This is a genomic window from Curtobacterium sp. Curtsp22 (assembly GCF_059492135.1).
In genome coordinates this window covers 2400221-2412424 of sequence record NZ_CP168519.1, presented here as the reverse complement: position 1 = coordinate 2412424, position 12204 = coordinate 2400221, and the positions used below count along the sequence as shown (strand labels likewise).

Sequence of the window (12204 nt, the reverse complement as noted above, 5' to 3'; positions counted from 1 at the left end):
CACGTGACCGATCAGGCGTACAACCCGAACAACACCTGCTACCGGCATCCGGACCGGCAGAGCTTCGTGCTCTGCCAGCGCTGCGGGCGGACGATCTGCCCGGAGTGCCAGACGCCGGCGGCGGTCGGGGTGCACTGCCCTGAGTGCGTGCGCGAGCAGCGTGCGCAGTTCCAGGCGAACCGTCGGGCGTCCGGAGGCCCCAGCGGCCTGACGGTCGCCCGGCGGCGCTTCGCCATGCTCGACCAGAAGGCGACGGTCGTGATCGTCGCCGTCTCGGTCGCGATCTGGTTGCTCGACCAGGTCTCGGGCGGGTTCTTCACGAACCTGTTCGCCTACAACTCGCTGCTCCTGCCCTCGCAGCCGTGGCGAGCGGTCACGGTGCTCTTCGTGCACTCGGGCCTCTTCCACATCCTGTTCAACATGTGGGCGCTGTGGATCTTCGGCCGGATGCTCGAGAACATGCTCGGGGCGTGGCGGTTCCTGGCGCTCTACTTCATCACCGGGATCTTCGGGTCGATGCTCGTGACGTTCCTGGCCCCCGGCACGTGGGTGGTCGGAGCGTCCGGCGCGATCTTCGGGCTGTTCGCGGCGTTCTTCGTCCTGCAGCGCAGTCTCGGCAACAACGCCGTGCAGCTGCTCGTCATCATGGGACTCAACCTCGTCGTGGGGTTCCTGCCCGGCACGAACATCTCGTGGCAGGCGCACGTCGGCGGGATCATCGGCGGCTTCGTGGTCGGGTTCGTGTTCGCACGGACCCGCAACATCCGCCAGCGTCCGCTGCAGATCGCACTGCTCGTGGCCGCCGCGGTCGTGGGCAGCGCCCTGACCGCGGTCGGGTACGCGGTGACGATCGGCTGACAGCCGCACAGCAGCACCACCGAACGCCCCGTCGCTCAGCGGCGGGGCGTTCGTGCGTCCGCGGGGGCTTTTCCACACGTGCACGACCAAGTTGTCCACAGCTGTGGAGAACGCGGTGAGTTACACGCGTGTGATTATCCCCACTGTGGACTTCGCTGTGGATAACTCTGGGACGAGGGTGTGGATGGGTGTGTGGAGAGTGTGGAGAACTGTGGAGAACGCACTCGGAGGTGGGGACAAGCGCCAGGGCGGGGCGAGTGCACTGTGGACAACGGCACGTACGACGACGCCCGCCGCACCAGCAGGTGCGACGGGCGTCGGGAGGTGTGTGGCCGGGGTGCTACCGCCAGCGCGTGGTCATCAGGAAGCCGACGAACATGATGCCGAAGCCGATCAGGATGTTCCACGAACCGAGGGACGGCACCGGCAGGGTCGTGTTCGAGATGTAGAAGACGATCACCCAGGCGAGGCCGATGAGCATGAAACCGAACATGACCGGCTTGAACCACACGGGGTTCGGCTGGTCCCCCGCGGTGTCGACCGAGTCGGCTCGGGTCGTCCGGGCGGGCTTGGTGCGGTCCTTGTCCTTGGCCATGGCCGGTATCCTACCGTGACCGCGGGTGTGGGAAGCCTCTCAGCCCGCCGCACACATCCCCCACGAGTACGGTGAACCGACCATGACCAAGATCCTCGTCGTCGACAACTACGACAGCTTCGTCTACACGCTGAACGGCTACGTGCAGCAGCTCGGGGCGGAGACCGACGTGGTCCGGAACGACGCCTTCCCCGCGTCCGAGATCGCCGACCGCATCGCCGAGTACGACGGTGTGCTCCTGTCTCCCGGCCCCGGGACGCCCGCGGACGCCGGTGTCTCCGTCGAGACCGTGCACGCCGCCATCGCCGCGGACAAGCCCCTGCTCGGTGTGTGCCTCGGCCACCAGGCCATCGCCGAGGCGCTCGGTGCGACGGTCACCCACGCCGAGGAACTCATGCACGGCAAGACCTCGCAGGTCGACCACGACGACAGCCCCCTCTTCACGGGCGTGCCGCACCCGTTCACGGCGACGCGGTACCACTCGCTCGCGATCGTCGACGGCACCGTCCCCGACGAGCTCACCGTGACGGCCCGGACCGGTGGTGGCGTCATCATGGGCGTGCAGCACCGCGAGCACCCCGTGTACGGCGTGCAGTTCCACCCGGAGTCGGTCCTCACCGAGGGTGGCTACCGGATGGTCGGCAACTGGCTCGAGACGACCGGCCTCGCCGGTGCAGCGGAACGCGCTGCGGGCCTCAACCCGCTCATCGCGGCGCACCGGGCCTGACAGCGGCGCGCCACTGACGCGACCGCCCTGCGGGACGGTGGGGACGTGGCGGGCTCGAGCCGCGCCTCCGGGAACGCAGGCCGACACGACGCCGGACAGGAGGCGCGGCGCACCCCCGTCATGGAGCATCCGTCAGGACGCGGTCAGGTCACTGACCGTCGTCGCCGCCGTCCTTGCCGCCGTCCGCGGGTGCATCCGTCGCCGGCGGCTGCGAGGGCTGCGCGGAGCCGGCGCAGTACGTGAGCGTCACGGTGCTGCCCTGCGCGATGTCGCCGGCGGGGGCGCTCTGCTGCGTCACGGTACCGCCGATGCACGAGTAGGACGGCGCCGGCGTGACCTTCAGCCCCAGCTGTGCGAGGGTCGCGTTCGCCGTGGAGAACGGCTGCTGGGTGACGTTCGGCAACTCGACCTTGCCGTTCGACACGGTCAGGTTCACCACCGTGCCCTTGGTGTGCTGCGAGGAGGCGGCGGGGTCGGTGCTCATGACCGTCCCCTCGGGCACGTCGGGCGAGTAGTCGGAGTTGATCGCACCGACGGCGAAGCCCGCCTGCTCGAGGGTCTTCTGCGCTGCGTCCTGCGCCTGCCCCGCGAGGTCCGGGACGGCGACCTGTTCGGGGCCGAGCGAGACGATCACGCGGACGTTCTGCTTGCGCGCGACGTTCGTGCCGGAGCCGGGCTCGGTGCGGATGACCGATCCCCGGTCGACGTCGTCGGAGTTCTCCTCGACCTTGACGGGGACGAGGTCCTTCTTGCCGAGCGCGGAGGCCGCGGAGTCGTAGGTGGCACCGACGACGTTCGGCACGCTGACCGAGGACGTGACGGGAGGCTCGCCCGGACCGAGGTTCGCGACGAAGAACACGACCGCCACGATGACCGCCGCGGTCAGGATGATGCCGACCCAGATCCAGGCGACGGGCGGACGGTTCTGAGTGCGCTGCGGACGGTGCTCGGCGGTGTCGTCGTCGAGCTCGCGGAAGGCCACCGCGGGGTTCGAGGTCGTCCGGGGGTTCACACCGAACAGCACCGTCGAGGCGTCGTGGGCGGCCTGCTGCTGGAGCTTGCGGGTCGACGCGGGGACCTTGCCCGCCGCGGCCTGCTGCAGTTCCGTCCGGAACTCCGCCGCGTTCTGGTAGCGGCGCGTGCGGTCCTTCACCAGGGCGTGCAGCGTGACCGCGTCGAGCGCCGGCGAGACCTCGGGCGTGAGGGACGACGGCGCGACGGGCTGTTCGCTGACGTGCTGGTACGCGACGGCGACGGGGGTGTCGCCGAGGAACGGCGGGCGGCCGGTGAGCAGCTCGAAGAACACGACACCGGTGGAGTAGACGTCGGTACGGGCGTCGACGGTCTCGCCGCGGGCCTGTTCCGGGGAGAAGTACGACGCGGTACCGAGGATCGAGGTCGTCTGGGCGACCGTTGCGGAGGTGTCGGTGATGGCGCGGGCGATGCCGAAGTCCATGACCTTGACCTGGCCGGAGTGCGTCACCATGACGTTCGCAGGCTTGATGTCGCGGTGCACGACGCCGGCACGGTGCGAGTACTCGAGCGCGGTGAGGATGCCCTCGGTGATGCGCACGGCTTCGTCCGGGGCGACCGGGCCCTCGCCGATGATGTCGGAGAGCGGACGGCCCTCGACGTACTCCATGACGATGAAGGGCACCTGCACCTCGGCACCGGAGGTCTCGGTGACCGTCTCTTCGCCGGCGTCGTAGACGCGGACGATGGTGGGGTGGGCCATGCGGGCGGCCGCCTGGGCTTCCTGCCGGAAGCGCGTGCGGAACGCCGGGTCGTTGGCGAGGCTGGGCTTCAGCAGCTTCACCGCCACCTTGCGTCCGAGCCGGGTGTCGTTGCCCAGATGCACAGTGGCCATGCCGCCCCGACCGATGACGTCACCGATCTCGTAGCGGTTGGCGAGGAGGGTGATCCCCGCGGTCACACCTTCTGGCACGTACTCCTCCGAATGTCCGTCCGGGCAAGTGTACGGCAGGCTTCGCTGGTGAGACGCTGGTGACGGGGGGCTCGACCGAACCGTTACGCAACGGTGTCGCGAGCCCCCGTCCGGGGGTCGATCAGTTGCCGTCCTGCGGTGCCTGGCTCGGGTTGTTGCCGTCGGTCGGGTCGGTCGTCGGCTCGTCCGTGGCCTGCCAGGCGTCGCTCGACGCGGCCTCGGACGCCGCCGACGCCGCGAGGTTGCCGCACGTCACGGTGTAACTGAGTGAGGCCGAGGTGTCGATCTTGTCGATCTGCACGGTGACCGATCGGTGGTCGGCGTCGAGCGTGCCCGAGGTCTGGCTCGAGGCGTCCTTGCCGCCCGTGATCGTGTACGCGTACGACGACACGGTGTACCCGGTCGGGCACGTCGCCGCCGCCCAGCTGAAGGTCACCACGCCGTCGGCGGACACCGCACCCGGGGACGCCGAGTTCGGCTGGTTGACCGTCGGCTGCGCCGTGTACTGCTGCAGCACGACGAGCGAGCCGGGAGCCAGGCTGCCGGTGGGGCTGATCGACTGGACGGTGTTCGCCTGCTCGGGCTTCGGGGCGGGGTCGCCGTCCTCGACGCGGGAGGTGAGGTTCAGGGCATCGAGCTTGGCCTGCGCGTCGGCGACCGACAGCCCGACGAAGTCCGCCGAGTTCACGGTCACGCGGGTCTCGGTCGGAGACGGCGTCGGGGTGTTGGACGGCTTCGGCGTCGCGCTGCGCGTCGTCGCGGACTTTGTCGGCTCCGGCTGGTCGTTGCTGTTCAGGGCGAACGCACCGACGACAGCGGCGATGATGAGCACCGCGACGATGCCCACGACCCACCAGATCCAGGCGCGCTTCTTCTTCGGCTCCTCGTCCTCGCCGTCGACCGGCGAGCCCGGGGTGCCCGGACCGCCCGCGACCGCACCGGCCTGGGTGCCGATGAGCGCCGTCGCGGCGTCGTTCCCCGGCGTCTGCGGCGGGTTGAACGCCACGGTGCCGCCAGCCGCGATGGCCGGGACGGCGACGGTGGCGGCCGCGACGTCCCCACGGCGGAGCGCCTGCGCCGCACGGGCCAGGTTCGCCGCCGTCGCCGGACGGTCGGCCGGCTTCTTGGCGATGCACGACATCACCAGGGCGGAGACCGGCTCCGGGATGTCCCCCGGGAGCGCAGGCGGCTGCTCGTTGATGTGCGCCATGGCGATCGCGACCTGCGACTCGCCCGTGAACGGGCGACGGCCCGCCAGGCACTCGTAAGCGACGATGCCGAGCGAGTAGATGTCGGTCGACGGCGACGCCGGGTGCCCGCTCGCCTGCTCCGGCGAGAGGTACTGGACGGTGCCCATGACCTGTCCGGTCGCGGTGAGCGGCACCTGGTCGGCGATGCGCGCGATGCCGAAGTCGGTGATCTTGACGCGGCCGTCCGGCGTGATGAGCAGGTTGCCCGGCTTGATGTCGCGGTGCACGAGCCCGACGGCGTGCGCGGCCTGCAGGGCGTTCGCGGTCTGCGCGACGATGTCGAGGACCTTGTCGACCGGCAGCGTGTGCTCCCGCTCGATCATGGTCGAGAGCGCCTCGCCGGGGACGAGCTCCATCACGAGGTAGGCGCTGCCGTCCTCCTCGCCGTAGTCGAAGACGTTGGCGATGCCCTCGTGGTTGACGAGCGCAGCGTGACGGGCCTCGGCGCGGAAGCGCTCGAGGAAGCCCGGGTCGCCGAGGTACTCGTCCTTGAGGATCTTGAGTGCGACGGTCCGGCCGATGACGAGGTCGGTGGCCTGCCACACCTCTCCCATGCCGCCGATGGCGACGCGGGACGAGAGTTGGTACCGCCCACCGAAGGTGAGTCCGCTGGTGGGTCTCATTTGTTCAGCACCGCCTCCATGACTTTCTTCGCGACCGGGGCCGCGACCGTGTTGCCGACTCCGGACTGCCCGAGTCCGCCGCCGTTCCCGACGACGACCGCGACGGCCACCTCCGGGTCCTTCGCCGGGGCGAAGCCCGTGAACCAGAGTGTGTAGGGATCGCCCGTGCCGCCTTCGGCCGTGCCCGTCTTCCCTGCGACGTCGACACCGTCGATCTTGGCATTGGTGCCGGTCCCCGAGCTGACGACGCTCTGCATGGCCTCGGTGAGGTCACTCGATTCGGAGGCCGAGAGCGGGTCGCTGTACTGCTTCGGGGAGAAGGACTCGACGGTCTTCAGGTCGCTCGTCGTGATCGAGTCGACGAGCGAGGGCTGCATGACCTTGCCGTCGTTCGCGATGCCGGCGGAGACCATGGCCATCTGCAGCGGGGACACCCGGACGCTGGCCTGGCCGAACGAGCTCAGCATGAGCTGCGCGGTGTCGTCGCTGACGTCGGGGTACTGGCTGGCGGTGGCGCGCATCGGGACCTCGATCGCGTCGCCGAAGCCGTACTTGTCCGCCATGCTCTTGATCGCGTCGTAGCCGAGCTTCTGGCCGAGCTCCGCGAAGGGGATGTTGCACGAGTACTGGATCGCCGTGCGCAGCTTGACCTTGTCGCCGCCGCCGCACGAGCCGCCCTCGGCGTTGTTGATGTACGTGCTCGTCCCGGGCAGCTGCAGTCGCGACGGGTTCGGGAACTCGGAGTCGAGGTTGTACTTGCCGCCCTCGAGCGCCGCGGACGCCACGACGAGCTTGAAGACCGACCCGGGCGTGTACAGGTCGCCGCCGATGGCCCGGTTCTGCAGGGGCTTCGCGGCGTTCGACTCGAGCGCCTTGTACTGGTCGATGACGTTCTGCGTGTCGTGCGACGTCAGCGTGTTCGGGTCGTAGCTCTGCTTCGACACCATCGCGAGGATCTTGCCGGTCTTCGGCTGGATCGCGACGACGGCGCCGGTGTTGTCGCCCAGTGCGTCGTACGCGGCTTTCTGGACGTCCGGGTCGATCGTCAGGTTGACGTTGTCGCCCTGGACGTCCTGGCCGGTCAGGATCGCGTTGAGGTTCTGGAAGAACGAGGCGTCGGAGTTGCCGGAGAGCACGGTGTTCTCGGCGCCCTCGATGCCGGAGTTGCCCTGGCCGATCGTGAAGTACCCGGTGACGGCCGAGTACAGGTCGCCGTTCGTGTACTTCCGCTGGTACTGGTACTGGTCGTCCACCGGGGTCGACTCGGCGATGGGACTGCCGTTGACGAGGATCGCGCCGCGCTTCGTGGAGTAGCTGGCGAGGATCGTCCGGGAGTTCCGCGAGTCCGCGCGGAGGGAGTCGGCCGAGAAGAACTGGATGGAGGTCGTCGACACGAACAGTGCGACGAACATGAGCACGATGACGGTCGAGACACCGCGGAGCTGTCGGTTCACCGGCTGCGCTCCTTCCTGGTCGTCCCGCGACCACGAGCAGCCGGGATCGCACCCTGCTGCACGCGCTGTTCGGCGGGGATTGCATCGGTCAGGCGCAGCAGCATCGCGGCGATGATCCAGTTGGCGACGAGGGACGAACCACCGGCCGCCATGAACGGCGTGGTGAGGCCGGTGACCGGGATGACGCGGGTGATGCCGCCGACGACGACGAACACCTGCAGCGCGATGATGAAGCCGAAGCCCACGCCGAGCAGCTTGCCGAAGTCGTCCTGCGCCATGAACCCGACGCGGAGGCCCCGGGACGCCAGGATGATGAACAGGGCGAGGATCGCGAAGACGCCGATCAGGCCGAGTTCCTCACCCAGCGACGCGATGATGTAGTCCGCGTTGGCGACCGGGGTGATGTACGGACGCCCCTGGCCGAGACCGGTGCCCGTGATCCCGCCGTTCGCGAAGCCGAACAGGCCCTGCACGAGCTGGTAGCTGCCCTGGGTCTGCCGGGTGAAGATCTCCTGGTCGAACGGGTCGAGCCACTGCTCGAACCGGCCGTGCACGTAGACGAGCACGGACTGGGCGACGAGCGCGCCACCCACGAACAGCACGAGCCCGATGAGGACCCAGCTCAGCCGCGCCGTCGCGACGTAGATCATCACGAGGAACAGGCCGAAGTAGAGCAGTGCGGTGCCGAGGTCGCGCTGGAAGACCAGGACGCCCATGGCCGCGGCCCACATCACGAGGATCGGCCCGAGGTCGCGCGCCCGCGGGAACGTCATGCCGAGGAACTTCCGGCCGACGATCGACAGCGAGTCCCGCGCGGTGACGAGGTAGCCGGCGAAGAACAGCGCCATCGTGATCTTGGCGAGCTCGCCCGGCTGGAAGGTGAACGAGCCGAGCTTGATCCAGACCCGCGCGCCGTTCACGTTGAGTCCGATGCCCGGCAGCATCGGCAGCAGCAGCAGCGCGATCGTCAGGAACATGAAGATGTAGCGGTACCGCTGCAGGAACCGGTGGTTCCGGACGACCGAGACCGTGATGATCGCCAGGACCATCGCGAGCATCGTCCAGACGATCTGCTTCACGCCGATCGCGCCCCAGCCGGTCAGGCCGTTGTGGACGTCGATGCGGTAGATCTCGGCGATCCCGATGCCGTTCAGCACGAGTGCGACCGGCAGGATGAACGGGTCGGCGTTCTTCGCGACGATGCGCAGCACGACGTGCATCACGAGCGCGAGCCCGAGGATGCCGGCGCCGACCCAGAGCACCGAGGTGTCGAACAGCTTGCCCTTCGTGCCGAGCTGCACGAGGACCATCGCGCCGGCGCAGATGCCGCACGCGATGACGAGCAGCACGAGCTCGAGGTTGCGGGCGCGGGCGGGCTCCCGCAGCTTGATCGTGATCGCCTGCGTGAAGGACTGGGCGGTGGCGCTGCTCATCGCTTCGCCCCTGGTGACGGCGACGGCGACTTCGTCGGGGACGAGGAGGGCGTCGGGGACGGTGATCCGCCGTCACCGCCGGTGCCCGCCTGGTCCTGCCCGGTCTCGGCGGCCTTCCGGAGCCGGTCGACGATGTCACGGGCGTCGTCGAGCGACTGCGCGTTGATCGTCGAGCGGACGTTCTCGCGGGTGTACTCCGGCAGCCCGGACACCGAGATGTCGGTGTCCTCGTACACGTCGGACAGCGCGATCGGCCCGATCGACTGCTGCACGCCCTTGTAGATCGCGACGGTGCCGCGATCGGTCCCGACGTAGTAGTGGTCCTGGATGATCCGCCAGCCGAGGAAGACGGCGCCGACGAGCGCGGCGACGGCCACGACGAGCGCGATTGTCCACGAGACGCGGCGGCGGATCCGGCGACGGCGGTCCTCGGCGATGAGCTCGGCGAAGAACTGGTCGGACTCGGGCTCGAAGTGCGAGTCCTCGGGGGCGGTCGTGACCTTGAGCGGGTGGAGCAGGATCGTGGGGAGGCGGATCGGCTTGCGGCCGGTCGACGCCTCGAACGTGAGCGGTGCCGCCGCGGAGCCGACCGTGGTGGCCGCATCGTCGTCGTCGTCGGGCTCGGTGTCGGTGACGTCCATCACGACGACCGTCACGTTGTCGGGCGCGCCGTGGTCGAGCGTCTCCTTCACGAGGCGCTGCGTGACCTGGTTCGCGTCCATGTTCGACGCGAGCGCGTGCCGGATGCGCTCTTCGGCCAGGTACGACGAGAGTCCGTCGGAGCAGAGCAGCCAGCGGTCGCCCGGCTGGATGTCCATGATGGCGGTGTCGACCTCCGGCGCGGCGTCGACGTCGCCGAGCACCCGCATGAGGACGGAGCGCCGCGGGTGCACCGCGGCCTCTTCTGGGGTGATCCGGCCGCTGTCCACGAGCCGCTGCACGAAGGTGTGGTCGGACGTGATCTGCTGGAGCTCGCCGTCGCGGTGCCGGTAGATGCGCGAGTCGCCGATGTGCGCGATGGCGATCTGTTCGCCGACCCGGATCATCGCGGACACCGTGGTGCCCATGCCGGTGAGTTCCTGGTGCTCGAACACCGTCTCGGTGATGAGCTGGTTCGCCGCGATCAGCGCCGACTGCAGTGCGAACTCGGCGTCGTGCGCCGACGGGAACTCGCGGTCGACCTCCCGGATGCGGCGGATCGCGATCGCCGAGGCGACGTCACCGCCCGCGTGCCCGCCCATGCCGTCGGCCACCGCGAACAGGTGCTGTCCGGCGTAGCCGGAGTCCTGGTTGTTCGCGCGGATGCGTCCGACGTGGGACACAGCGGCGCTCAGCGTGCGAGCGGTCATCCCGGGTTACCGCCGCAGCTCGAACGTCGTCGTCCCGATCGTGATCGGCGTCCGCTCCGCGATGATCACGGGAACGGTCACCTTCTGACCGTTGACGAACGTGCCGTTCGTGGACTCGAGGTCGGTGAGGAGCCAGCCGTCGGCCCGGAGGTCGAGGCGGGCGTGGTTGGTGGACGTGTAGTCGTCGCGGATGACGACGTTGGACTCGCTCGACCGGCCGATCGTGATCGGGCCGCCACCGAGCGGCATCTCCATGCCCTCGCGCGAGCCCTCGGTGATCACGAGGCGGGTCGCAGCCGGCGTGGCGGACTGCTGCGCCCCCGTCGCTTGACCGATGAGGTCCGTGAAGGCACCGGCCGACGCGGCCGCCGGGGCCGCTGCTGCCGGCACCGCGGGGGTCGTCGGACCCGACGCACCGGCCTTCGGATCGGTGGGGATCGTGCGCACGCGTTGGCCGAACAGATCGCTCCGCAGCGCGAAGACGATCACGAACACGAACAGCCAGAGCACCGCGAGGAACGCGAAGCGCAGGACGAGCAGGGTCAGCCCTGTGGTCACCTGGTACCTCCGTCGTTCTCGGGTATCACCCGGAACACCATACGGGTACGACCGATCTCGATCGTGGAATCCGGCTCCACGATGGCCTGCTGGAAGCGCTCACCGTTCAGTTTCGAGCCGTTCGTCGACCCGAGGTCGTTGGCCTGGGCGTGCTTGCCGTCCCAGATGACCTCGACGTGCTTGCGGCTCGTGCCGGTGTCGGCGACGGTGATGTCGGCGTCCGTCCCGCGACCGATCACGGTGCGACCGCGCTGCAGCTTGTGCCGCTGCGAACCGATGTCGAGCACCGCGACCCAGGCGACGTCGCGCTGGACCGTCGTCGAGTCGATCTGCAGGATCCCGGTGGAGAGGGTGCCGTCCTGCTGCAGGCGGATCGTCACCGGTCCGGAGAAGGAGTAGTTCTGCGCGACCGCGTGCTGCTGCACCATCTGCGAGAGCTCGTCGACGAGCGGCCGACCGATGTCGTTCATGCGCGTGTAGTCCGGCGGCGCGAGTCGCACCGTGAACTCGTTCGGCACGAGGATGCGTTCGCGGGAGACGACGGCTGCCTTGGTGTCGAGCTCGCGGCGGAGGGCGCTCGAGATCTCGACGGGCTGCACGCCGGAGCGGAAGGTCTTCGCGAACGCGCCGTTCACGGCGCGCTCCAGCCCTCGCTCGAAGCTGTCCAACAGGCCCATGGGTCTCCAGTGTTCTCGGTCGTCGACCTCTGCATGGTAGTGGTTGGCGTCTGGCAGCGTCTGTGCGTGGTAGTGTTCTCGGGCTGGCGCGAGTGGCGGAATTGGTAGACGCGCACGGTTCAGGTCCGTGTGCTGGAAACGGCGTGGGGGTTCAAGTCCCCCCTCGCGCACCAGACAACGCAAGAAGCCCCCGGAGAGATCCGGGGGCTTCTTGCGTTGTGCAGCGGCGTCAGTTCCGAGGGTGGTCGGGATCCGTCGGCCTGGAGGCGCGGCTCGGCTCCGACACGTCGGTGCGCCGGAAGAACGGGCGTGCGCTGGGCAGGAAGAGCAGCACCGCGGCGACGACCGAGACCAGGATCAGGACGGTGGACAGGCCACCGTCGGTGATGCTCAGGACGGCACGGAGCGCTGCGATCGCCACGAGCACGATCCGGGCCACCGCTGAGCCGCGGAGCACCAGGATCGTCGCAGCGGCGACGGCGGCCCAGACGACGAACGACAGCACGACCGCGAGGACGGCGCCGACACCGGTCAGCTCCGGATCGGACACCGAGAGGACGACCGTCGAGACGACCCCGACGACCAGCCAGACGGCCCAGAGGACGACCGCCGTCCGGACGACCGGAGGCGGGGTCGGTCGGGAACGTCGCAGGTCGTCCGTCGTCGTCATGTGCTCCCCGTCCCCGCCGCTCCCTGGTGCGCCGTGACGATCGTACCGGCGGCCTGCCCGCGCCG

Annotated in this window: 11 protein-coding genes and 1 tRNA gene; 3 read left to right on the top strand and 9 right to left on the bottom strand. The window is 69.2% G+C overall.

Features of this window, described 5'->3' with window-relative positions; all coding sequences use genetic code 11:
- Positions 1 to 3 precede the first annotated feature (3 nt).
- The gene (locus ACEN8D_RS11625; protein ID WP_413398452.1) at positions 4 to 858 is read left to right on the top strand and encodes a rhomboid family intramembrane serine protease; all 855 of its coding nucleotides are present in this window, start codon (positions 4 to 6) and stop codon (positions 856 to 858) included.
- Between the two features lie 340 nt (positions 859 to 1198).
- Here the strand turns inward: ACEN8D_RS11625 and ACEN8D_RS11620 are convergent, their stop codons facing one another.
- The gene (locus tag ACEN8D_RS11620; RefSeq protein WP_070417459.1) at positions 1199 to 1453 is read right to left on the bottom strand and encodes a cell division protein CrgA; all 255 of its coding nucleotides are present in this window, start codon (positions 1451 to 1453) and stop codon (positions 1199 to 1201) included.
- Positions 1454 to 1535: 82 nt separating this feature from the next.
- On the opposite strand from ACEN8D_RS11620, the gene ACEN8D_RS11615 reads away from it, so the two are divergent.
- A complete protein-coding gene (locus tag ACEN8D_RS11615) occupies positions 1536 to 2180 on the top strand; it encodes an anthranilate synthase component II (protein WP_309777642.1) in 645 nt (214 codons plus the stop codon).
- Between the two features lie 148 nt (positions 2181 to 2328).
- Here ACEN8D_RS11615 and pknB read toward each other — a convergent pair whose 3' ends face one another.
- From pknB to ACEN8D_RS11580, 7 genes are all read right to left on the bottom strand, one after another.
- Complete coding sequence (gene pknB, locus ACEN8D_RS11610; protein ID WP_413398453.1) at positions 2329 to 4125, bottom strand: Stk1 family PASTA domain-containing Ser/Thr kinase; 1797 nt, start codon at positions 4123 to 4125, stop codon at positions 2329 to 2331.
- Between the two features lie 121 nt (positions 4126 to 4246).
- Complete coding sequence (locus ACEN8D_RS11605) at positions 4247 to 5998, bottom strand: protein kinase domain-containing protein (RefSeq protein ID WP_413398454.1); 1752 nt, start codon at positions 5996 to 5998, stop codon at positions 4247 to 4249.
- Entirely contained in the window at positions 5995 to 7452 is a 1458-nt protein-coding gene (locus ACEN8D_RS11600; protein ID WP_413398455.1) for a peptidoglycan D,D-transpeptidase FtsI family protein, read from the bottom strand. The genes ACEN8D_RS11605 and ACEN8D_RS11600 overlap by 4 nt, the downstream gene beginning before the upstream one ends.
- Positions 7449 to 8885 carry an FtsW/RodA/SpoVE family cell cycle protein gene (locus tag ACEN8D_RS11595; protein ID WP_413398456.1) on the bottom strand — a complete coding sequence of 479 codons (1437 nt, stop codon included), beginning with the start codon at positions 8883 to 8885 and terminating at the stop codon, positions 7449 to 7451. The genes ACEN8D_RS11600 and ACEN8D_RS11595 overlap by 4 nt, the downstream gene beginning before the upstream one ends.
- Complete coding sequence (locus ACEN8D_RS11590) at positions 8882 to 10234, bottom strand: Stp1/IreP family PP2C-type Ser/Thr phosphatase (RefSeq protein WP_070417453.1); 1353 nt, start codon at positions 10232 to 10234, stop codon at positions 8882 to 8884. Before ACEN8D_RS11590 ends, ACEN8D_RS11595 begins: the two co-directional genes overlap by 4 nt.
- Positions 10235 to 10240: 6 nt before the next feature.
- Entirely contained in the window at positions 10241 to 10792 is a 552-nt protein-coding gene (locus ACEN8D_RS11585) for an FHA domain-containing protein FhaB/FipA (RefSeq protein WP_070417452.1), read from the bottom strand.
- Entirely contained in the window at positions 10789 to 11469 is a 681-nt protein-coding gene (locus tag ACEN8D_RS11580) for an FHA domain-containing protein (protein WP_070417451.1), read from the bottom strand. Before ACEN8D_RS11580 ends, ACEN8D_RS11585 begins: the two co-directional genes overlap by 4 nt.
- 86 nt (positions 11470 to 11555) lie before the next feature.
- Between ACEN8D_RS11580 and ACEN8D_RS11575 the strand changes: the two genes are divergently transcribed.
- Positions 11556 to 11642, top strand: a tRNA-Leu gene (locus tag ACEN8D_RS11575).
- A 56-nt stretch (positions 11643 to 11698) separates the two neighbouring features.
- On the opposite strand, the gene ACEN8D_RS11570 is transcribed toward ACEN8D_RS11575, so the two are convergent.
- Complete coding sequence (locus ACEN8D_RS11570) at positions 11699 to 12139, bottom strand: hypothetical protein (protein ID WP_413398457.1); 441 nt, start codon at positions 12137 to 12139, stop codon at positions 11699 to 11701.
- Between the last annotated feature and the right edge of the window lie 65 nt (positions 12140 to 12204).